The organism is Stenotrophomonas sp. YJH_SMC_123 (genome assembly GCF_059368215.1).
In genome coordinates, this window is record NZ_JCAFRM010000001.1 from 17,720 (window position 1) to 37,824 (window position 20,105).

Consider the following 20,105-nt stretch of genomic DNA (forward strand, 5'->3'; position numbering starts at 1 on the left):
GGGGACTCACAGGATGCCCTGCTGCTTCATCTGCAGGAAGATGAAGTAGGCCAGGACGACGAAGATCAGCGGGAAGAAGAACAGCACCAGCGGCAGCATCATCTTCACCGGCGCTTCCAGGGCCAGCTTCTCGGCGCGAAGGAAGCGCTCTTCGCGGCGCTGCATGGCCTGCGAGCGCAGTGTGTCACTCAGGCTGGCACCCACCCGGTCCGCCTGGATCAAAGCGCTGGTGAAGCTGGTCACCTGGGAAATGTCGGCGCGATCGGACATGCGCCGCAGCGCTTCGGCACGCGGAAGGCCGGCGCGCAGATCACGCAACATGCGCGAGAACTCCTGTGACAGCGGACCGGGTGGACCCTTGTCGACGGACTGTTCGATCGCACCGGTGATGTTCAGGCCCGCTTCGACGGCCATGGTGATGAAGTCGAGGAAGATAGGCAGGTCGCGGATCACATGCTTGGAGCGCGCTTTCCGCCGTTCGCCCAGCCACAGCGTGGGATACATCCACCCGAAGGGTGCGCCGAATGCCAGGGCCATCAGCACGGAGCCGACTCCGAACCGGCCCAGCAGGATGATGGTGAGCAACAGGAAGGTACTGGCCACGGCGGCGGAGACGATCCGTGCGCCATACAGTTCTTCCGGTGACAGCACGAAGTCCTGGCCGGCCGACTGCAGGCTGCGATGCGCGCGCTCCAGCTGTGCCGAGGACAGGCGCGGCCCGGCCAGGCGCGTAGCGACCGTAATCAGCGGCCACAGGATGCGCAGCAGCAGCGGCAGCGGATCCTGGTAGTTGCGCTGGTCCACCTCGACCGACTGCACCAGTCCGCGCAGCGCGAATGCAAGCAGCCCAACAGCGGCAGCGGCAAGCAGTGCGACCAGGATGAGCAGGGCGTTCATATATCGATCGTCATGATTTTGCGGCACATGCGGTAGCCGAGGTATTCCAGTACCCCGATCAGGGCCATGACGCACCAGCCGATGAAGGTGTGGAACATGGGGTTCATCGTTTCTGGATAGAACAGCACGAGGAAGCCGACAAGGCCGGCTGGCAGCATCGCCATGACGATGCCCTGCAGGCGCCCCTGCGCGGTAAGTGCCTTGACCTTGCCTTCCATGATGAGCTTGCGCCGCAGCGTTTCGGCGAGCGTGGAGAGGCTCTCGGCGAGATTGCCACCAACCTCGCGCGAAATGCTGACGGCGGCCACGAACAGCTTCACGTCGGCAATGGGCACGCGGGCGGCGAAGTTGTCCAGCGCCTCCTCCGTGCGCACGCCCATGTGCTGCTCGCGCAGTACCAGTGCCAGCTCCTGGGCCAGCGGAGGCAGGCCGTCATGGGCCAGTGCTTCCAGCGCAGGATTGAAGCCGACGCCGGCCTTGAGGCTGCCGGCCAGCATCAGCAGCCCGTCGGGCAACTGCTGCTGGATCTGGTCGAGGCGGCGCTGCTTCAGCCACAGGTAGATCTTGCGTGGCGCTATGGCCAGCAGGATCAGGGCCAGGATCGGCAGCAGCAGGTTGCCGCCGGTGACGATCCACAGCAGCACGGGAATCGCCAGCAGCATCAGGACATTGGTCCTGAACAGCACGCGCGGGTCGACGAACAGGAACATGTCGGCCAGATTGACCCGCGCCTGGTCCATGAAGTTGGCGCGGTAACGGTCCATGAAGCCGGAGCTGGCACGCGCCAGCAACAGCACCGAGCCCGTCACGCAGGCAAAACACAGCAGGGCGATCAGCAGGATGTCACTCATTCCGCCGTCCCCCGGTACGGAAAATGTCCAGGTCAACGGCGACGCCGCGCTCGGCAAGCTCTTCATAGAACTCCGGCACTGCACCGGTCGCGACGAACTCGCCCACCACCTTGCCATCGCGTCCGGCAGTGGAGCGTGCCTTGAACAGGAACACATCCTGCAGCTGGATGGTTCCGCTTTCCATGCCCGTCAACTCAGTGATGTGGCTGACCTTGCGCGAACCGCAGGGGAAGCGCTTCTGGTGCACGATCAGGTCCACTGCCGACGAGATCTGTTCGCGCACCACTGTCATCGGCAGCTCCATGCCGGACATCATGACCATCACTTCCAGGCGCGACAGCGCCTCGCGCGGATTGTTGGCATGGGCGGTGGTCAGCGATCCTTCGTGGCCGGTGTTCATGGCCTGCAGCATGTCCAGTGCTTCGCCGCCGCGGCACTCGCCGACCACGATGCGGTCCGGGCGCATGCGCAGCGCGTTGCGCACCAGGTCGCGGATGGAAATATGGCCCTTGCCTTCCATGTTGGGAGGACGCGCTTCCAGGGCAACCAGGTTGGGCTGGACGAGCTTCAGTTCGGCCGCGTCCTCGATGGTGACGATGCGATCGGTATCGGGAATGAAGTTGGAAAGGATGTTGAGCAGGGTGGTCTTGCCGGAGCCGGTGCCGCCGGTGACGACGATGTTGCGCCGTTCGCGCACCGCAACGATCAGGAATTCCAGCATCGGCTGGCTGAGCGAACCGAAGGTGAGCAGGTCCTTTCCTTCCAGCTTGCGCTTGGCGAACTTTCGGATGCTGATGCTCGGGCCGCGCAGCGCCACCGGCGGAATGATGGCGTTGACGCGGGAGCCATCCTTCAGTCGCGCGTCGACCATCGGCGAGCTTTCGTCGATGCGGCGACCGAGGGGCGTCACGATGCGCTCGATGGCTGACAGCACCGCGCGGTCACTGGTGAAGACAATGGGGGACCGTTCGATCCGGCCCGCACGTTCAATGAAGATCTGGTCGTGCGCGTTGACCATGATTTCCGTCACCGTCGCATCGTCGATCAGGTCTTCCAGCGGGCCCAGGCCGATGGCCTCATCGAGCACCTCCTTGGCCAGCCTGCGTGGGTTGATCGTCTTGGGCAGCTCGGAGAACTCCCGTTGCATCACCTCATCGATCAGCTTGATCGTGGCGTTGCGCAGCGACTCATCGTCCATGCTGCGCACGTCAAGCCGGCGCAGGTCCATCTGCTTGACCAGCGAGGCATGCAGCTTTGCACGATAGACCGCCATGTCCGGCGGCAGCTGCTCCGGCCGCGCCAGCTGGCGTTCGCTGGATGGCTGCGCCGGTGCGGGTGCCGGTGCGGGCGTGGCGTCCACCGGTACATCGTTGGCCGCGCCCGCATTGAAACTTCCAGCATCGGCGAGGGGTTCGGCCGGCGGGTCGTCGTCCACCACCTGCAGCAGGTAGTCGCCGATCTGCACGCGGTCACGGCTGGTGAGCGGGCCACGGCTGCCTTTGACCTGTTCGCCATTCACCAGTACCGGCGAGCGGCCTCCCAGGCTCTCGATGAAGATGCCCTGGTCCTCGCGCTTCAGCGCCGCATGGCGTTGGGCGATGCTCCAGCCCTGCAGCACCACCAGGTTGCCGTCGCCACGGCCGATCCCGCATTCACGGTGCAGGCAGCGGACACGTCGCTGGTCGCGGTTGGGTGTGTCGATGAGGATGTTGAACATGCGACGGCTCCGGTCACTGCACGAAATCTTTGTTCCGGCGCGGCATGGCCTGCTGGCCGCGCTCCTGGATCTGTCGCGCACGCTCCAGGCCATCGAGGTTTTCCTGCGAGCCCGGCGTCACCACGCGCGGAGTAACGAACATCACCAGCTCGGTACGGTTGCCACGGAAGCCATCGGAGCGGAACAGCTTTCCGAGGATCGGGATATCGCCCAGCAGCGGCAGGCGCTTGGCATCCTGCTGCGCGCTGGAGTCGATCAGCCCGGAGATGACAATGGTTTCCCCAGCGTGGACATTGATTTCCGACTCGGTGCGGCGGGTGGTGAAGCCCGGAACGCCCTGCACGGTCACCGTCGGATCGACACGGCTGACCTCAGCCAGGATGCGGGTGGAGATGTCCTCATTGAAGTTGACCAGGGGCTCGATGTCGAGCTTGATGCCGTATTCCTTGTAGTCGACCGTGACCTGGCCGAAGCCCTGCGGAACCGGGATCGGCACTTCGCCGCCGGCCAGGAACTTGGCCTGCCCGCCGCTGCGGGCGCTGAGTTGGGGCGAGGCAAGCAGGAACGCCTTGCCCTTGTTCATCATCAGGTTGATCGCCGAGCCGATCTGCGTGGCGATGCCAAAGAAGGCCTGGGTTCCCTGCAGCTTGTTCGGCAGCAGCACGCCGTTGGCCGGGCTCTGCTCGGGGTTGATGCGGTAGTAGTTGTTGTTGGTGAAATCCTTGACGATGCCCGCCACCGGGCCACGGATGACGTTGTCCCACTGGATGCCGAGTTCTTCCAGCGCATTGGTGTCGAATTCCATGATCTTCACGTCCATCTGCACCATCGGGCGCATGCCCACCGGGTCGGCAGTAGTGAAATTCAACACCGTCGGGTAGATCTTCTGGATCGCATCAATGCGGCTGCCGATGCCCGGGTTGATGTCCTGGCCGGTAATGACCACACGGTCGGCGACCGCATGCACATTGATCTTTTCCACGTCGGCCAGCAGGGTACGGATGGTCTCGGCCAGGCTGACGGCATCGTTCTCGGAGATGTCCACCTGCACCTGCAGCTGCTTGCCGTTCTGCAGCCACAGGTGAACCGTGGTGGAGCCGGGCTTCATGCCCATCATGATCAGGTCGCGCGGGCCGACGTTGGTGACCTCGAGCATCTCGCCACTACCGACGGCCACGCGCTTGAGCCCGCTGGGCAGCGTGTAGACGGCGGCCTGGCCGGCATAGATCCGGGCGCGGGTGGGCAGTGGCACCGCGGGCATGGCCGACGCGCTGGTGCGATAGGCGGGATCGGGAACCGGCGCCGGGAAGGCGCTCTGCCCACCGGGTACCGGTGCATGGTTGGTGTTGGGCTGCGGTTGCGCCTGGACAGCAGGGCGCGGTGCGGCCATGACCGGTACCGGGGTCAGCTGGGTGCCGGTGGTCTGTGCCACGGCCAGCAGTGGCAAGGTGACAACAGCGATGGCCGCAGTGGCGGCGATGAGGCTGCGGATTCCATTATTGCTGCGCATTCGTCGACCCTTTGCCCCCAATGATGAATTGCACGCCAGCACGACCCTGCGTGCCGTTGCCGAGCAGTTCCCTCTGCGTCATGCCACTGAGGCCGAACGCACCACGATCCTCCACCTGGCGAAGCATCACCCGCATCGAACCCGCCTTGGCGGCGACCGTGAGTCGCTGCGCCTGTGCCGGTGTCAGTTCCAGAGTGATGTTCGAATAGCCCTGCTGGTCTTCCGAGGCCGGCGTTTCGCCGACGCGGTTGCCGGTTGCCAGAACGTTGATGTCCTCAAGCAGCGGCAGCACCCGGGCACCGGTCTGTTCCTGCTCGACGGTGAGCAGGATGTCGACGTGATCTCCGGGAGCAATCATGCCGGAGATCGAGTTCGTCTCGTCCACCTGGAGGGTGTAGCCCACGTTGCCCTTGGCGATCACGCGCGAGAACTGGTCGTACAGCGGTACCAGTGCACTGGCACCCAGCGGTGCACCTTCGCGGATCGGCGCGCGCAGCATGCGGCCGCTGTACTCGGACACATTGTCCGGCGTGATCGCATCGGCAGGCGGCAGGTCGGCGGGGACTTCGCGCACTGCAAGGTCGGCAACGGTGACAATGCTGCCCGGCTCCATGTCGGTCTTGGGCACGGCTACCGGCACCATTTCCACCGGCGGAGCGGCACGCTCGTTCACTGCCTTCTGCACGTAGCGCACGGCGACCAGGGCCGCGAACAGGCCGAGCGCGAGGGCGATGATGATGAAGACGACGTTGCGGTTGGCTTTCAGCGGGAGCGCCTTCATACGACTCCCATCGACAGCATGTAGGTGAACCCCTGGTACGCCTTGCGCAGTGAATCGATCAGCTCGAGCACGATGTTCGGCTCGGCGACCAGGACCAGGACACCGACGGAAGCGACCACGGCGTACTCGATCAGTGCGGCCCCGCGCTGGCGGCGTAGGGACGGGGGAATGCGTTTTCTCATGGCGGTGGTCTCAGTGCTGCGACTGGTTGACGACAATCGAGGTTCCCTGCTCGTGCCGGTTGAAGGTCATGGTCATTTCCTGGCTGCCCTTGCTGTAGCGGACAACGCACTGCAGCGCGATCATCGAACAGCCCGCAGGGCCGGAACTTCGGCTCCAGCCGTCCGCAGGGAGGCGGCTGGCATAGAAGGCATCGGTCTGGAACGGAGACAGCGTGCTTTCCATGGACAGGCTGCGCCCGGGCGTGTCCAGGTAGGTGATGTCATTGATCACCTGCGTCCCGGACGGTTTCGGGAAATCGGCGCCGGCCGCGGCATCGGGCTTGCGCTTGAGCAGGCGTGTAATGCCGATCTGTGACTGGCTGCCACTGCCCTTGGCCGATACCTCGATGGTCACGTAGTACTCGCCGTGTGCGTGGCCGATCACGGTCTTGCCGCCGACCTCGTTGATCACGGTCTGCCCGGGCCATTCGCGGTTGTAGTAGCTGACGATGGACGACACCGGCAATGCGGACGTGAAGCGCGAGATGCGCATGGGCAGGCCGTTGTAGAGCATGTCCTTGGCCACCCACTCGCTCTGCGCGCCCTCGGGCTCGGGAATGTCCGGCCAGGACGCGGCCAGCGCAGGCCAGGCGAACAGCAGCGCGGCCAGTGCCGCCAGCAGGTCAACGCGACGGCGCATAGGCAGGCAACTTGTCGACAGGCACCACGTCGGGCGCGATGTAACCGGGATCAAGCCTGCTCAGCGTCCCGATCATCGGGATGCCGGAGAGGCCGTCAAACGCCTTGGCGATGCCCGCCATGTGCTGGGATGGCACCAGTGGCTTGACCTGCGCGATCACCGAGCGTGACGAGTTGACCTTGAGCCCGGAACCGGCTGCATTCCAGGGGTCGGCCAGCACCACATGGGTGGCCTGCAGCTTCAGGCCCAGCGAATCGAAGGGTTCCAGATAGGCGGCAGCACTGCCGTTGGCACTTTTCAGATCCTGCACATCCAACCGCAGCTGGGCCTGGGTCAGGCCGTTGCGGTTGGGCGGGAACGAACCGAACATCGAGGTCACGTCGCCGATCTTCTTCATCATGCCGCCTGCCGACGTGCTGGTGTAGGAGACCAGGGCGAGGTCACCGCGCCGCACCAGCGGCTGGTTGGAGAAGGTATTCATCAGGACGTCGCCGACGGCGGCATCGCGTGCGCCGGTCTGCGCCTGGCTGACGATGGGATCGTTGGCACGCCCGAAATAGCGGTCGACGGCAAGATCGCGCTGGCGGCCGCTGGCCGGCAGCTTGTAGTCCGGCGATACGGTGGCTTCCCAGGCGATCGCGCGCGCGGCCTGCTGGGTGGCCTGGCGGGCGTGGATGTACTTGGCCAGGATCGGGATCAGCAGGAAGATCGGCACCAGCACGGCGCAGAGCACGGCGACTTCGGTGAGACTCTGGCCGCGCTGGCGACGCGCGCCGCGGAATGGGCGTTCCCTGTCCATGGCTACCTCAGCAGGTCATCGTTGGGAGGACGGTTCGCGCGGTACCTCGAGGTCGCCGCGTTCAAAGGGTTGGCCCACCGTCATGCGCTGCGTGGTCAGGCGGGTGCCATTGCCGTCGAGGGGTTCCTGCTCCAGGACAATGGCGTAGCGGCTCGGCCGGTAGTCGTTCAGTGCACCGGGGGTGAAGCCCCAGCTGGCACCAGCCGACCACACGCACTGGCTGAACCGTCCGTTCTCGTCCTTCCACACGTTGCACGGCTGGCCAGCGACCCTGCGGTTGCCCGCGCGCTGGAAGCCCGGCGAGGCGCTGCCTTCGTCGGCTTCGGCGGCAAAGCGGGTGAGCCCGTCGCTGTCGGCGGGGGACTGGCTACGCTCTCCCGTTGCCAGATCGACCTGCTCCACGCCGGAGGCGCTCTGGGTCTCCTGCAGGCCGGTGGCCTCCAGCCGGAACTGGCAGCTGGTCGCAGGGCCATCGTTGAGCAGGCGCCACTCGCGGGTACGGAACACTTCCTCTTTGCTGGAAAGCCAGGCTTCGTAACGAACGGTTCCCAGGCGGGCGACATCGGCGTCATCCAGTGCGCGGGTCGGCAATCCTGCCGCCTGGCAGTCGCTCAGTGCCTGCTGGTAGCTGGTGCGCGCCGCGTTGCGTCCATCCACCAGGGTTTCGGCAATCTGGTCAAGATGGATGCCCGGCATGTTCCTGGCAGCGGCGGGCTCGCCGTTGTCCGCCGCGCTGCCACAGCCGCTGATCAGCAGTGTGGCGATCGACAGGTGCAGGCGATTGAAAACAGCAAACGTCATGGCATCAAGGCTCCGGCTGCCGCCAGGGCAGCCTTGGTGGTGGCATCGGTCTTGACCAGTCGTGCCTGCCAGTAAGGGCTGAACAGGTTTCCGGTTTCACGCTTGCGGTCATCGCGGCTGAACATGCGCAGCTGCACCGGGCGGTCGAAGAACACCTGCGCGGAGGAAAGTGCGGCGATCTTGTTGTTGGCCATCCTGTCCGGCAGTTCCATCTGCGAGCCGGCCGGGGCGCCGATGCCGGCGCCGGACGTGGTGCGCGCGCTGGTGCCGGCGGTCTCGGCATAGATGGTGAAGACCGGGCCGACCTTGTCGCGGTCACGATCATTCTCGGCGTAGGGCTGCAGTGCCTGCCCGGCCTTGACGTCGTGATAGTCGCGCAGGCCGTTGTAGCCGGTGAAGAAGGCCTTGCGATGCTGGCCATTGGCGAAGCGCACGTTGGCATCCTGGCTGCGGTCGACAATCCACGCCGCGCCACGATTGCGGCGCACCGCTTCGCCATACGGGCGGTAGCGGCGGCGGTCCCAGTCCGAGTACCAGCCGTTGCCGTTGCCGAAGCCGTTGAGGAAGCGCTGGTTGCGATAGCTTTCCACGGCCTGCGCACCGCCCCAGCCGACTGGAATATCGATATCGGAAAGCGGCCATGGCAGCGGAAGCTCGACGGCCATGGTGTCCAGCGCTGCCCATCGGTTGTAGTCGACCATGTCGGTGCCGCCGGACTGCACCAGGAAGCCGAGGAAATCATCGCTGCGGCTCTTGCTGAAGCCATCACGCGACTGCATCACCACATTGCGGAAGCGGTCGGCGCCCTGGCGCTGCGTGGCCGAGCCACCGTTGGCGGTACGGGGAATGCTGTAGCGCTGCAGCAGCCGGTTCTCGGCCGTGGCCAGTTGCGTGCCGAGCACCGCGGTTCCGATGGTGCCCAGCTGTGCCTGCGGTGAGTTCCGCTGCAGCACATCCTTGGCGATGGTGTAGCTGTCCAGCCGCGATACGCCCTCGATGACGAGCTGCACCGAGGCGGCGAACATCATGTTGAGCTTGTCGATGGCGACGATGGCCGCCTGCGCGACAGGCTGGAACGCCTGGCGGGTGACCTTGAGAATGCGTTCGGCGACCTTGAAGGCGGTTGCCAATGCCTTGAACACCACGCCGATGTAGGGAATGGCGGAGAGCACATCCAGCGTGGTGCGGATGACGATGGAGGTGGTGTGCATCTGGTTCAGCCACGAATAGAGGCTGATCGTCTGTGCCACGGCCACTTCGTTGGCAACGCGGGCACGGTTCATGTAGGCCGCGTAGTTCAGTGCGCGTGCCTGCTGGATCGCAACGCTGTAGGCGGCGGCGTCAGCCGCATTGACCAGCTCCACCTTCTTGTTCACCACCTGCCCTGTGTTGAACAGCAGGACAATCCCGATGCATAGAACCAGAATGAGTGCCAGCCCGAGAACCATTGCTTGGCCGGCGACCGTTCGGTGGCTGGAAACGCCCCGGGCCGCACGGCTTCGTGCCAAAGCCAATGCGCTGCGCATAACGAATTCCTGGGCCGGAGGCCATGGCTGCCCGTCGCGCGCCGCGTGCGGTGCGCGCAGGGAGATTATGCTGGGAGGGCCCTGGCGGCTTCATGCCGCCAGGGCTGGGGTATTACTTGTTCTTGTACGCGTCCATGCCCTTGGTCTTGTCAGCTTCCTGCTGGGCGCTGTTGGCCTGGTTCTTGGCGCGGTTGATCGACTGCGTCGCGCTCTGGCCGGAAAGTTCTTTCGACATGCCTGCCACCTGGCTGCGAACCGTGCCTCCGAAGAAGGTGACGGCTCCGATCGCGGCGATGGCGATCAGCGCGGTGATGATGATGTACTCGGTCATGCCCTGACCGGCCTGCTTACGGGAAAAACGGATGTGACGACGGCTGCGTTCCATGTATTTCCTCCTTGATGGCAGGAATCCTCCCGGGTGTGCGGGATATTCGGCGTGTCCGCTGGGGGATCCTGATTAATGGCAGGGCGAGGTAAAGACAGGAAGCTCACACCCTGGTTCGTCGAAAATTTGTCGCTTGTTCGAGAACGGGGCCAAGCCTATCGACAGAAAATTGACGATACAAGTCAGGTTTTTCCGATATGCAATGAAATATTTGAAAATGTGATGCACATTGCAGATTAACAATTGTCTGCACATAATCACGTCAAATTTGAGCTAGATGCACCGCTTTTCGTTAAGGAAATTAACACTTAACTGACATATTTGTGTCACGCAGGCGGCTTGTGGTGCCGGAATATTGGCGCGCTACAGAGGGCGCGTGCACGGCCTGCTTCTTGTTCGAACGGCATGAGAGATCCGCGTGTTTTTATCTCGTTGCATCCGCGGCAAAACAAATGACCGTGCGGCGCGGAAAAGAAAAAAGCACATGCAGGGCATGTGCTTTTTCCGGAGCGCTTCAACGCAGTAACGTCGTGGTGATATCAGCGCTTGACCAGTTCCACGCGACGATTGGCGCGACGCCCTTCTTCGGTTGCGTTGTCGGCGACCGGCTGGCTCTGCCCATAGCCTTTCGCGCTCAGGCGTTCGGCTGCGATTCCACCGCCGACAAGACGCGTGCGCACCGACTCCGCACGCGCCTGCGAGAGCGTCTGGTTGTGCGATTGGCTGCCGCTGTTGTCGGTGTGTCCTTCAACGGAAAGGCGAAGCTGTGGGTCGGCCTTCAACAGCTGGGTGACCTGTGCGATCTGCGGTTCCGAATCGGGCAGGATCTCGGCGGCGTCGGTTGCGAAGTTCACCTGGATGGATACCTTGCCACTGCTGTCCAGTGCCTGTTTCAGCGTGTCCGCTTCAATGACCTTGGCCGTGATCTGCACCGGTTTTGTCTCTGCGACGAGCAGGCCGCCGGAGTTTCCACCCGAGCCCAGGTGAATCCAGATATCGCGATCTTCGCGATGGATGACATAGGTTTCTGCGGGTTCGTTGTAGATGTCGCCGATGCCGCCGACATAGGTGGTCGCCGCCTTGCTGTTGCCGATGTCACGCGATGCATCGGCCGGTATGGTGCCGGAGAAAATGCGCTTGCCCCCTAGGGCCTCGACCAGGCTCTGTACATTGCGGCTGAGCTCCAGCTGCGAATAAGGGTGATCGCTGCTGCTCTGCAGGACCGAAGAATGAACCTTGCCTTCAATCCATTCCACGCGATCGCCGGTCCAGAACGGTACGCGATCGAATTCGCTGTCTACGACGTCCTGGCTGGTGTAGCCCTGCGGCAGTCCGAGATAAGGGAAGCTGCCGATCGTTGCCTGCGATACGGGCAGCTCGGCAACATTGAACGCTGCGGCCTTCTGGCTTCCATCCGTGGCCGCAGCCGCCTGCGGTGATGGTTCGGCTGCGGTGCTGGAAGGTGCGGCCGAGGAAGCGCCACCCTCTGCAGGCGCTTCGCCAGCGCGCTTGCAGGCACCCAGTGCCAGTACCAGGCTGGCGGCCAACAGGCTCGCGCGCACTGCGGACATCGTCGATCCGTGCTTCTGCGTCATGAACGCACCTGCTTCATCAGTTCGTTGCAGACTTCGCTGGTGGGCTTGTACTGGCCCTTCTTCCAGGCATCGGTGATCTTCTTCTGTGTCTGCGCTTCGGCCGTGTCATAGGCCTGGTCGAAGCCTGCTTCGGCGCCGAACACGGTTTTTGCCTGTGCCTTGTGGCTTGCGCGCAGCTTGGCGGCCTGTTCCGGGGTTGCGCCGCACGCCAGGGCATTGCCTGCATGCGTGCCTCCCAGTGCGCCGAACTGCGCCGCACCGCCGCCCTGTGCGACTGCGGTGCCGCTGCCGATCAGCAAGGCGGAGGTGATCACTAGCTTCGTCATGAAATACCGCATGTTGATGTTCCTCATCCGGCCCGATAGCGGGCATCAATCCCCTGTGGCCCGAGCATAGCAACAGGCAGTGAGTGCCAGCGTGTCGTTGCATCGCCACGGCACGGCCAGTGGTCAGGGCGTGGACAGGAAGCGCGGGGTGCCACGACGTGGGGCAGATCCTGTCGTTGGACGGCCATCGAACGTGGAAGCGGGACGGTCGACCAGGCATCCCCGCACGGCGGAAACCCATTGATGGATCTGGAGCAACAAGCCCCTCTGTTGAGGGGCTGCCCCGACAGGGGCGGGGAGAGGCCGGCAAGGGGAGGGGCCCGAACGTTGCGCAGCAACGTCTGGGGTGAAGCGCGCGCAGCGCACTTCGCATCTCCCGCCAGCGGCTTCTGCGAGGTACAACCGATCAGGCATCCCCGCACGGCGGAAACCCATTGATGGCTCTGGAGCAACAAGCCCCTCTGTTGAGGGGCTGCCCCGACAGGGGCGGGGAGAGGCCGGCAAGGGGAGGGGCCCGAACGTTGCGCAGCAACGTTTGGGGCGAAGCGCGCGCAGCGCACTTCGCATCCCCCGCCAGATAACTGAAAAAGGCTGCCCGAAGGCAGCCTTTTTCAGTTATCTGGCGGAGAGAGGGGGATTGTCGGGTGCATCCATGCACCCGATCCCGGTGCGCGCTGCGCCCCGGGACCCGCCTTCGGCGGTCCGGTTCTGCTCCTGCAGAACCGTCGAACCCCGGCAGGGCTTCTCTCGCCCGATGCTCTCCGCCAGCCAAATAAAAAAGCCGCCCAGAGGGCGGCTTCTTCATTTGTCTGGCGGAGAGAGGGGGATTCGAACCCCCGAAGCGCGGTTTAGACGCTTACACACTTTCCAGGCGTGCTCCTTCAACCACTCGGACACCTCTCCGGATCCCTGCCATCGGCAAACGCCTCAGCAGGGGCGCAGATTCTAGCGGGCGGCGCGGCCGGACACAAGCACCCTGATCAGGGGCGCATCCAGCGGCATTGTTGGCGAGGGGGCTGGACAGGCATGGCACAATGGAACATCCGATGGAAAACGGTGGCCTGATGTCCTATCTCGTCCTTGCCCGCAAGTGGCGTCCGAAGCGTTTCGCCGAGCTGGTGGGCCAGGAACACGTGGTCCGTGCGCTCAGCAACGCGCTGGACAGCGGCCGGGTCCACCACGCGTTCCTGTTCACCGGCACCCGCGGCGTGGGCAAGACCACCATCGCGCGCATCTTCGCCAAGTCGCTGAACTGCGAGCAGGGTACCAGCGCCGACCCGTGCGGCCAGTGCGCGGCCTGCCTGGACATCGACGCCGGCCGCTACATCGACCTGCTGGAAATCGACGCCGCGTCCAACACCGGTGTGGATGACGTGCGCGAGGTGATCGAGAACGCGCAGTACATGCCCTCGCGCGGCAAGTACAAGGTCTACCTGATCGACGAAGTGCACATGCTGTCCAAGGCGGCGTTCAATGCGCTGCTGAAGACGCTGGAAGAACCGCCGGAGCACGTGAAGTTCCTGCTGGCCACCACCGATCCGCAGAAGCTGCCGGTCACCGTGCTCAGCCGCTGCCTGCAGTTCAACCTCAAGCGCCTGGATGAAGACCAGATCCAGGGCCAGATGACCCGCATCCTGGCGGCGGAAGCGATCGAGGCCGATGGAAGCGCCATCGTGCAGCTGGCCAAGGCCGCTGACGGCAGCCTGCGCGATGGCCTGTCACTGCTGGACCAGGCGATCGCCTATGCCGGCGGCGCGCTGCGTGAGGACGTGGTGCGCACCATGCTGGGTACCGTGGACCGCACCCAGGTGGCGGCGATGCTCGATGCGCTGGCCGACGGCGATGGCCCGCGCCTGCTGCAGGTGGTAGCCGCGCTGGCAGAGTTCTCGCCGGACTGGAGTGGTGTGCTGGAAGCGCTGGCCGAAGGGCTGCACCGCATCCAGGTGCAGCAGCTGGTGCCGGGCGCTGCCGCGGCGGAAGGCCTGGATGTCGCCGCATTCGCCGAGCGCCTGCGCCCGGAAGTGGTGCAGCTCTGGTACCAGATGGCCTTGAATGGCCGCCGCGACCTGCCGCTGGCACCCAGCCCGCGCGCGGGCTTTGAAATGGCCGTGCTGCGCATGCTGGCGTTCCGTCCGGCCGCAGCGGTACCGCCGGTGCCGAAGGCCGTCGACGGTGCGTTGGGCGGCACGCCGGGTGGCAACGCTGCCGGTGGTGGCGCCGGTACCGGTAGCCGCGATGCGACGCCGGCCGCTGCTGCCGCTTCGGGCAGCCCGGCGGTAGCGGCGCAGGCCGCCGCGCCGGTGCAGGCCGCGCCGCGCGAACCTGAACCCGAGCCCGAACCGGCCCCGCAACCGGAACCAGATCCGACGCCCGAGCCCGAGCCGGTTCCGGTGGAAGAGCCCGTGTCGCCGCCGCCGGTGAAGGCTGAGCCACAGGCGCCGGCGCCTGCCGTCACTGCAGAGGCAGGCGACGACCTGCCGCCGTGGGCCACTGACGAAGCCGAGGCGCGTGACGAGGCATTGGCGGCCGAGATGTCCGGCCCGGACGCCGCCATGGCTGCGCCCTGGCACGAACCGCCGGCTCCCGTCGCGGCTCCCAGCGAGCATGCGCCGCCCGAGCGCCCGTTCCGCGCCGAAGGCATTGCCATTGCGCCGGCCGAACATGCCAAGCCGGCCCCGGCGCATGCCGCCGCGCCGCAGGAAGGTGTCAGCGAGCTGGCCACGGCCGAAGACTGGCTGGACCTGGTCGCCAACAGCGGCCTGAGCGGCCCCTCGCGGCAGCTGGCCGCCAACGCCGCGTTCATCAGCTGCCAGCACGGGACCTTGAAACTGGGCCTTTCGCCCGGATTTGAATACCTGCGCTCGGAGCGCGCGCTGGCTGCCCTGGGCGAGATGCTGCAGAAGGCCCTCGGCCAGGCGCCGAAGATCGTGGTCGAGACCGTGGAAACCGAACACGTTCCGGCCGAGACCCTGCATCAGCGGGCCGACCGCCAGCGTGGCGAGCGGCAGCAGGTGGCAGAGGCCGTTTTCATGGACGACCCGGAAGTGCAGGTGCTGATCCAGCAGCACGGTGCCCGGGTTGTTTCCGATTCCATCCGTTCTTTTGACGAGTAAGACACCATGCGCGGAAACATCGCCCAACTGATGCAGCAGGCCCAGAAGATGCAGGAAAACCTGCAGAAGGCCCAGGAAGAAATCGCCAAGATCGAAGTGACCGGCAGTGCCGGTGGCGGCATGGTCAGCGTGACCCTGACCGGCGCCAAGGAATGCCGCAAGGTGCGCATCGATCCGTCGCTGACCAGCGACCCGGAGATGCTGGAAGACCTGATCGCCGCCGCCTTCAACGACGCTTCGAACAAGATCGACGCCGAGTCGAAGTCGAAGATGGGTTCGGCCACCGCCGGCATGCAGCTGCCGCCGGGCATGAAGCTGCCGTTCTGATTGCCAGCGTGGCACCCGTGCAAGCGGGTGCCACAGAATCTGTAGCCGTCGAGCCTGCTCGACGCCATGAAAGCATGCCGCCGTGTCCGCACCCCTGCTTGAACAATTGATCGACGCACTGCGGGTGCTGCCTGGCGTGGGCCAGAAGACCGCACAGCGCATGGCCTACCACCTGCTCGAGCGCGAGCGCGAAGGTGGCCAGCGACTGGCCGAAGCCCTGGCGCTGGCGGTGGAGCGCATCGGCCACTGCGCGCAGTGCCGCGACTTCAGCGAAACCGAGCTGTGCCCGACCTGTGCCAACAGCAGCCGCGAGCGCAGCCAGCTGTGCGTGGTCGAATCGCCGGCCGACCGCCTGGCCATCGAAAACGCCACCGGCTTCCGCGGTGTCTACTTCGTGCTGCAGGGCCGGCTGTCGCCGCTCGATGGCATCGGCCCGCGCGAGCTGGGCCTGGAGCAGCTGGAGCAGCGTCTGGCCGAAGGTGAGGTGCAGGAGCTGATCATCGCCACCAGTGCCACCGTCGAAGGCGAAGCCACCGCGCACTACCTGGCGCAGCTGGCGCGCGCGCGCAAGGTGCAGCCCAGCCGCCTGGCGCAGGGCCTGCCGCTCGGCGGCGAACTCGAATACGTTGACCGCGGCACGCTGTCGCACGCGTTCGGCACGCGCAGCGAATTCCGCGACTGAGCGCTGTCCGGGCAGCGCCCGGCGTGTCCGGCCTACAATGCGGAAGACACTCCCGCCGAGGCCGACCATGAGCAACGAAACCCTCTTCAGCAAGATCATCCGTCGCGAGATCCCGGCCACCATCGTCTACGAGGACGACGAGGTGCTGGGCTTCAAGGACATCGCACCGCAGGCGCCGGTGCACGTACTGTTCATTCCGAAGAACGAGATCATCCCGACCCTGGACGACCTGCAGCCGTCGCAGGCGCACCTGATCGGGAAGCTTGCCCTGGCTGCCGCCGAATATGCGCGCCGCGAAGGGTTCGCGCAGGACGGCTACCGCATCGTGATGAACTGCCGCGAGGATGCCGGGCAGACCGTGTTCCACATCCACATGCACCTGCTGGCCGGTGCGCCGCTGGGGCATTTCGGTACGCCGGGGCGCTGAGCGCCCGGCATCCACCATTGCCCGCAGTGGATCCATGCGATGCGTGGATGAAAAAAAGGCCGCCCGAAGGCGGCCTTTTTCGATCACGCATGGCCGGTGGCGATCACCACCAGCCCCAACGGCCGTAACCACCCCAGTACGGGCCATACGGGCCCGGGCCCCACGGGCCATAGGGGTAGGGCACCACATCGACCTGGCGCTGTTCCGGCCACAGGTAGATCACATCGGCCGACAGCTTCGGCAGGCGATAGTCGTACTCCCCGATGCGGGTGTTCTGGTAGCCGTCGATCTTGCCGATGAAGGTCACGTCGCGGCCGGCTTCAAACACGGCCGGGTCGTAGAAGCCGGCGCGGCAGGCAATGAAGCGGCCGTCGCTGGCGTCGGACGAGGTGGTGTTCGGGCGGCCACTGGCGTTGAGGGGGCGCGAGATCATCTGGAAGCAGGTCTCGCCCTGGCCGGGCTTGGTCTCGATGATGCGACCACCCCATCGGACCGGCGTGCCGACCTGCTGGGTGGCGACCGAGTCGCGCGGGGAGACCAGGCTGAACTGTCCCTGCAGCGGCTTGGGGGCCGTGGCGCAGGCCGACAGGGCCAGCGTGGCCACAGCGGTGAGGAGGAACTTGGTGTTCATGGGGAGGCTCCGGAAGTCGGGCGATGCCTGCGCAGGTCCCGCAATAATGAAGCGAGGTCGGTGCAAGTTCCAGCGTAACGCGCGTCGGCGAAACGCTGGCTGAGTGCCAGCAGGGCGGGGTCGGGGCGCACGGCGTGTACCCGTCGTGACCAGTCGCATGCCGTCTCGTGGGGGGCGCGGGCCAGGCCAAGGCGCGCATAGCGCCGCCCCAGCCGGTGCCAGGCGCGCAGCAGCGGGTCGCGCTCGCGCTCGCCGCGGGCCAGCAGCCAGGCCATCCATGCCAATGCCAGCAGTGCGGCGACCACGAAGCCGGCCACCAGCTGCGCCGGCCCGAGATCATCCAGCCCGAACGGCCTGAGCAGCTGCTGCTGACGGCGTGCGTCGAAGGAAAGCACCAGATCGTTCCAGCCACGGCGCAGCCAGTCACCCATCTGCCCCAGCTGCAGCCAGCGCTGCTGCAGCGGGGTGTCCGTGCCGGCCTGCAAGCGGTCGTCCAGCGTGTCCAGGATGCGTTCCGGTGCCACGGCCGCAGTCGGGTCCACCCGGACCCAGCCGCGCTGGGGCAGCCAGACTTCGGCCCAGGCGTGGGCGTCCATGCGCCGCACTACCCAGTAGTCCCCGATGCGGTTGCGGGTGCCACCTGCGAAGCCGGTCACCACCCGGGCCGGAATGCCGGCGTTGCGCATCAGCACCACGAAGGCCGAGCTGAAGTGCTGGCAGAAGCCGGCCTTGTAGTTGAACAGGAAATCGTCGACCGGATCGCGCCCGGCCACCGGGGTATCGAGCGTGTAGGAGAAGTCGCGGGTGATCCACTGCAGCGCTCGGCGGACGATGGCTTCGTCATCGTTGCCGGCCTCCTGCCGCCATTGCCGTGCCAGCTGGGCGGTGCGCGGATTGAAGCCGGGGGGAAGCTGCAGCGCGGCGCGGCGCAGGTAGGGCGACAGATCGGTGTCGAACCGTTGCGGAGGCGCCGAATGCAACCGCCAGCGGCTGAGCGCGGACAGCGTGCGGTCGCTGCGCAGGCTCATGTCCGCATCGAAACTGCTGCCTTCCGGTGCGCGGCTGGGCAGGTCCAGGGCCACCAGCAGGCGACGGTCGGTGGGTTCGTAGTCGATCTGGTAGTCCCATCCCTGTGCGGCGGCTTCGACCACGGGGGCGGGGCGCCGGGCCGTCGCGCGATCGCGGCTCCAGCGGTGGCCATCGAAGGAGGTCAGCACCGGGCCGCGCCAATAGCGCTGCGTGGGCTCGGGCACGGCGCCGAAGAACTGCACGCGCAGCGCCGGGGTGTCGTCGGCCATCAGGTCCAGCCATTGGTCCGGCGCCATGCTGTCAGCCAGGCCGGGTGTACCCACCGCTCGTTCGGGTACGCCCCACAACGGCGTGGACAAGCGCGGGAACAGCCAGAAGCAGGCCAGTGCCAGCGGCAGGCCGATGCCAAGCAGGCGGCCGACGCCGCGCAGTTGACCGTGCAGTGGCAGGCGTGGGCTGCGGCCCTCGTCCTGGGCCAGGCGTTGCAGGGCCAGCAGTGCGGCAACCGCGGCCAGCGCGGCCAGTCCCGTGGTCAGCGGGCCCTGGTCGAGCAGGAAGGCCGCGAACGGCGAGAACAGCGCGAAACCGAGCAGGCTGCGCGCATCACGCAGGTTGCGCAGTTCGCTGGATTTGATGGCCAGCATCGCCGCCAGCAGCGCACAGCCGGTATCACGCCCCGGCCGCACCATGCCCATCTGCCAGACGATGGTGGCGAGCATGGCCAGCACCAGCAGCAGGCGCACCGGCATCGGCAGCACCCGCCGCCAGGAAAGCGCAGCGGTCAGCACGGCGGTGATCGCGATCACGACGGCCAGCACCGGCGGCAGCTGCAGCAGCAGTGGCAGCAGCGCCAGCGCTGCGCTGGCCAGGGTCCAGCTGCGGGCGTTGCGATCGAGCAGGACGGCAGGCTCAGTCATGGGGCATCAGCGCCAGTGCGCGCAGGCACAGGTGGTGGTGGCTGGCGCCCTGGCCGGGCCCGAACGGGGGATGGGCTGGAAGCAGCAGCGTGTAGCGCCGGCCTTCGCGCTCGGCCATGTCGACCCAGCGTGCCAACCGCGCGATGCGTGCTTCATGGCCCAGCGGCGCCAGCGTGCGCCAGTCCAGCACCACTTCGATGCCGATCGGCTTCTCGTATTCGCGTACCAGCAGGCTGTCGCGGCGTGCCGAGTGTTTCCAGGCAATGCTGCGCGGGGCGTCGCCGGCACGATAGGGGCGCAGCTGGTGCAGCTCTTCGCCACTGGCATGGGCGCGGGTGTGCAGTGGATCGCTGCCACTTTCCGGAAGGGGTGGTGCCAGTGCCTCGGCCAGTGGATAGACCAGCAGCGGCTGCTCCGGCCACACCCACGACCATGCCCGCACCAGCCCCAGCGGCTGCGTGCTGGACAGGCGGATGCGCGGCAGTTCCAGCCAGCCGCGGCGCTCGCTGGGGACATCCAGCTCCACTTCGCCGCGACCGTGTGCAGGCAGTGCGACCCACGCCTCGCTTGCGCCCAGCTGCAGGTGCAGCCCGTGGCGCGCGCGCGGGTCGCGCAACGACAGGTCCACGCGCAGGCGCAGGGGGTGCCCGGCCGGAACCGGCTCGGCGGAGATTGCATCGATCTGTATGCCGGACAGCTGCAGGTGCGCGGCAATGGCGCTGGCGATCGCTGCTGCGGCCAGCAACAGTGCCAGCAGCAGGGCCGGGTTGTTGTTGTAGTTCAATGCGCCCAGCAGCATCGCCGACAGCAGGGTGGCGACGAACAGGCCGAAGCGCGTCGGCAGTACATAGATGCGATGGCGATCCAGTCGCTGCGGCAGGGCTTCGGGCCTGCGTGGGCGTGCCAGCAGCTGCATGCGTGCCCAGCGTG

20 protein-coding genes and 1 tRNA gene are annotated in these 20,105 nt (G+C 66.0%); 4 read left to right on the forward strand and 17 right to left on the reverse strand.

The genetic code is table 11. The features are described 5' to 3' along the window. Window positions 1–6: 6 nt before the first annotated feature. The 14 genes from AC5P5W_RS00060 to AC5P5W_RS00125 form a co-directional block, all read right to left on the reverse strand. Window positions 7–897 (reverse strand): type II secretion system F family protein, encoded by an 891-nt coding sequence (locus tag AC5P5W_RS00060; RefSeq protein WP_014646167.1) that lies wholly within the window; start codon window positions 895–897, stop codon window positions 7–9. After that, window positions 894–1,748 carry a type II secretion system F family protein gene (locus tag AC5P5W_RS00065; RefSeq protein ID WP_014646168.1) on the reverse strand — a complete coding sequence of 285 codons (855 nt, stop codon included), beginning with the start codon at window positions 1,746–1,748 and terminating at the stop codon, window positions 894–896. Before AC5P5W_RS00065 ends, AC5P5W_RS00060 begins: the two co-directional genes overlap by 4 nt. Next, a complete protein-coding gene (locus AC5P5W_RS00070; protein WP_111205553.1) occupies window positions 1,741–3,465 on the reverse strand; it encodes a TadA family conjugal transfer-associated ATPase in 1,725 nt (574 codons plus the stop codon). The genes AC5P5W_RS00065 and AC5P5W_RS00070 overlap by 8 nt, the downstream gene beginning before the upstream one ends. Window positions 3,466–3,478: 13 nt before the next feature. Continuing rightward, window positions 3,479–4,975: a type II and III secretion system protein family protein gene (locus AC5P5W_RS00075; protein WP_197574228.1), complete on the reverse strand. Its 1,497-nt coding sequence runs from the start codon at window positions 4,973–4,975 to the stop codon at window positions 3,479–3,481. Continuing rightward, window positions 4,962–5,756, reverse strand: coding sequence for a Flp pilus assembly protein CpaB (cpaB, locus tag AC5P5W_RS00080; RefSeq protein WP_014036170.1), 795 nt, complete (start codon window positions 5,754–5,756; stop codon window positions 4,962–4,964). Before cpaB ends, AC5P5W_RS00075 begins: the two co-directional genes overlap by 14 nt. Then, window positions 5,753–5,938, reverse strand: a complete 186-nt coding sequence (locus AC5P5W_RS00085; protein WP_014646171.1) for a hypothetical protein — start codon at window positions 5,936–5,938, stop codon at window positions 5,753–5,755. Before AC5P5W_RS00085 ends, cpaB begins: the two co-directional genes overlap by 4 nt. Window positions 5,939–5,948: 10 nt before the next feature. Continuing rightward, window positions 5,949–6,617, reverse strand: a complete 669-nt coding sequence (locus tag AC5P5W_RS00090; RefSeq protein WP_014646172.1) for a hypothetical protein — start codon at window positions 6,615–6,617, stop codon at window positions 5,949–5,951. Then, window positions 6,601–7,416, reverse strand: coding sequence for a TadE/TadG family type IV pilus assembly protein (locus tag AC5P5W_RS00095; RefSeq protein WP_014036173.1), 816 nt, complete (start codon window positions 7,414–7,416; stop codon window positions 6,601–6,603). The genes AC5P5W_RS00090 and AC5P5W_RS00095 overlap by 17 nt, the downstream gene beginning before the upstream one ends. 15 nt (window positions 7,417–7,431) lie before the next feature. After that, the gene (locus AC5P5W_RS00100; RefSeq protein ID WP_014646173.1) at window positions 7,432–8,217 is read right to left on the reverse strand and encodes a hypothetical protein; all 786 of its coding nucleotides are present in this window, start codon (window positions 8,215–8,217) and stop codon (window positions 7,432–7,434) included. Then, on the reverse strand, window positions 8,214–9,743 hold the full coding sequence (locus tag AC5P5W_RS00105; protein WP_343200248.1) for a pilus assembly protein TadG-related protein: 1,530 nt from the start codon (window positions 9,741–9,743) through the stop codon (window positions 8,214–8,216). The genes AC5P5W_RS00100 and AC5P5W_RS00105 overlap by 4 nt, the downstream gene beginning before the upstream one ends. Before the next feature lie 112 nt (window positions 9,744–9,855). After that, window positions 9,856–10,128, reverse strand: a complete 273-nt coding sequence (locus tag AC5P5W_RS00110; protein WP_014036176.1) for a hypothetical protein — start codon at window positions 10,126–10,128, stop codon at window positions 9,856–9,858. A 539-nt stretch (window positions 10,129–10,667) separates the two neighbouring features. Continuing rightward, window positions 10,668–11,675, reverse strand: coding sequence for an OmpA family protein (locus tag AC5P5W_RS00115; RefSeq protein ID WP_168708242.1), 1,008 nt, complete (start codon window positions 11,673–11,675; stop codon window positions 10,668–10,670). 44 nt (window positions 11,676–11,719) lie between these two features. Next, window positions 11,720–12,049, reverse strand: coding sequence for a hypothetical protein (locus AC5P5W_RS00120; protein WP_126411778.1), 330 nt, complete (start codon window positions 12,047–12,049; stop codon window positions 11,720–11,722). An 810-nt stretch (window positions 12,050–12,859) separates the two neighbouring features. Continuing rightward, window positions 12,860–12,952, reverse strand: a tRNA-Ser gene (locus AC5P5W_RS00125). A gap of 143 nt (window positions 12,953–13,095) precedes the next feature. Here AC5P5W_RS00125 and dnaX point away from each other — a divergent pair. The 4 genes from dnaX to AC5P5W_RS00145 all read left to right on the forward strand — a co-directional run bounded on the left by dnaX (window position 13,096) and on the right by AC5P5W_RS00145 (window position 16,598). Continuing rightward, window positions 13,096–15,162: a DNA polymerase III subunit gamma/tau gene (dnaX, locus tag AC5P5W_RS00130; protein ID WP_197574229.1), complete on the forward strand. Its 2,067-nt coding sequence runs from the start codon at window positions 13,096–13,098 to the stop codon at window positions 15,160–15,162. Window positions 15,163–15,168: 6 nt separating this feature from the next. Continuing rightward, window positions 15,169–15,489, forward strand: coding sequence for a YbaB/EbfC family nucleoid-associated protein (locus AC5P5W_RS00135; protein ID WP_005408298.1), 321 nt, complete (start codon window positions 15,169–15,171; stop codon window positions 15,487–15,489). An 82-nt stretch (window positions 15,490–15,571) separates the two neighbouring features. Then, window positions 15,572–16,171, forward strand: a complete 600-nt coding sequence (gene recR, locus AC5P5W_RS00140) for a recombination mediator RecR (RefSeq protein ID WP_049441038.1) — start codon at window positions 15,572–15,574, stop codon at window positions 16,169–16,171. A gap of 67 nt (window positions 16,172–16,238) precedes the next feature. Then, on the forward strand, window positions 16,239–16,598 hold the full coding sequence (locus tag AC5P5W_RS00145; protein ID WP_014646179.1) for a histidine triad nucleotide-binding protein: 360 nt from the start codon (window positions 16,239–16,241) through the stop codon (window positions 16,596–16,598). A gap of 103 nt (window positions 16,599–16,701) precedes the next feature. Here AC5P5W_RS00145 and AC5P5W_RS00150 read toward each other — a convergent pair whose 3' ends face one another. From AC5P5W_RS00150 to AC5P5W_RS00160, 3 genes are read right to left on the reverse strand one after another with little or no spacing between them, the layout of a single operon-like run. After that, window positions 16,702–17,229 (reverse strand): Slp family lipoprotein, encoded by a 528-nt coding sequence (locus AC5P5W_RS00150; RefSeq protein WP_014036182.1) that lies wholly within the window; start codon window positions 17,227–17,229, stop codon window positions 16,702–16,704. Further along, window positions 17,226–19,175 carry a transglutaminase TgpA family protein gene (locus tag AC5P5W_RS00155; protein WP_197574231.1) on the reverse strand — a complete coding sequence of 650 codons (1,950 nt, stop codon included), beginning with the start codon at window positions 19,173–19,175 and terminating at the stop codon, window positions 17,226–17,228. The genes AC5P5W_RS00150 and AC5P5W_RS00155 overlap by 4 nt, the downstream gene beginning before the upstream one ends. Beyond that, the gene (locus tag AC5P5W_RS00160) at window positions 19,168–20,091 is read right to left on the reverse strand and encodes a DUF58 domain-containing protein (protein ID WP_049441032.1); all 924 of its coding nucleotides are present in this window, start codon (window positions 20,089–20,091) and stop codon (window positions 19,168–19,170) included. Before AC5P5W_RS00160 ends, AC5P5W_RS00155 begins: the two co-directional genes overlap by 8 nt. Window positions 20,092–20,105 lie beyond the last annotated feature (14 nt).

What these genes read in the sequence shown, in the direction of transcription:
- AC5P5W_RS00060 (WP_014646167.1), bottom strand. Translation starts at nt 897, where the DNA reads ATGAACGCCCTGCTCATCCTGGTCGCACTGCTTGCCGCTGCCGCTGTT.
- AC5P5W_RS00065 (WP_014646168.1), bottom strand. Translation starts at nt 1,748, where the DNA reads ATGAGTGACATCCTGCTGATCGCCCTGCTGTGTTTTGCCTGCGTGACG.
- AC5P5W_RS00070 (WP_111205553.1), bottom strand. Translation starts at nt 3,465, where the DNA reads ATGTTCAACATCCTCATCGACACACCCAACCGCGACCAGCGACGTGTC.
- AC5P5W_RS00075 (WP_197574228.1), bottom strand. Translation starts at nt 4,975, where the DNA reads ATGCGCAGCAATAATGGAATCCGCAGCCTCATCGCCGCCACTGCGGCC.
- cpaB (WP_014036170.1), bottom strand. Translation starts at nt 5,756, where the DNA reads ATGAAGGCGCTCCCGCTGAAAGCCAACCGCAACGTCGTCTTCATCATC.
- AC5P5W_RS00085 (WP_014646171.1), bottom strand. Translation starts at nt 5,938, where the DNA reads ATGAGAAAACGCATTCCCCCGTCCCTACGCCGCCAGCGCGGGGCCGCA.
- AC5P5W_RS00090 (WP_014646172.1), bottom strand. Translation starts at nt 6,617, where the DNA reads ATGCGCCGTCGCGTTGACCTGCTGGCGGCACTGGCCGCGCTGCTGTTC.
- AC5P5W_RS00095 (WP_014036173.1), bottom strand. Translation starts at nt 7,416, where the DNA reads ATGGACAGGGAACGCCCATTCCGCGGCGCGCGTCGCCAGCGCGGCCAG.
- AC5P5W_RS00100 (WP_014646173.1), bottom strand. Translation starts at nt 8,217, where the DNA reads ATGACGTTTGCTGTTTTCAATCGCCTGCACCTGTCGATCGCCACACTG.
- AC5P5W_RS00105 (WP_343200248.1), bottom strand. Translation starts at nt 9,743, where the DNA reads ATGCGCAGCGCATTGGCTTTGGCACGAAGCCGTGCGGCCCGGGGCGTT.
- AC5P5W_RS00110 (WP_014036176.1), bottom strand. Translation starts at nt 10,128, where the DNA reads ATGGAACGCAGCCGTCGTCACATCCGTTTTTCCCGTAAGCAGGCCGGT.
- AC5P5W_RS00120 (WP_126411778.1), bottom strand. Translation starts at nt 12,049, where the DNA reads ATGACGAAGCTAGTGATCACCTCCGCCTTGCTGATCGGCAGCGGCACC.
- dnaX (WP_197574229.1), top strand. Translation starts at nt 13,096, where the DNA reads ATGGAAAACGGTGGCCTGATGTCCTATCTCGTCCTTGCCCGCAAGTGG.
- AC5P5W_RS00135 (WP_005408298.1), top strand. Translation starts at nt 15,169, where the DNA reads ATGCGCGGAAACATCGCCCAACTGATGCAGCAGGCCCAGAAGATGCAG.
- AC5P5W_RS00145 (WP_014646179.1), top strand. Translation starts at nt 16,239, where the DNA reads ATGAGCAACGAAACCCTCTTCAGCAAGATCATCCGTCGCGAGATCCCG.
- AC5P5W_RS00150 (WP_014036182.1), bottom strand. Translation starts at nt 17,229, where the DNA reads ATGAACACCAAGTTCCTCCTCACCGCTGTGGCCACGCTGGCCCTGTCG.
- AC5P5W_RS00155 (WP_197574231.1), bottom strand. Translation starts at nt 19,175, where the DNA reads ATGACTGAGCCTGCCGTCCTGCTCGATCGCAACGCCCGCAGCTGGACC.
- AC5P5W_RS00160 (WP_049441032.1), bottom strand. Translation starts at nt 20,091, where the DNA reads ATGCAGCTGCTGGCACGCCCACGCAGGCCCGAAGCCCTGCCGCAGCGA.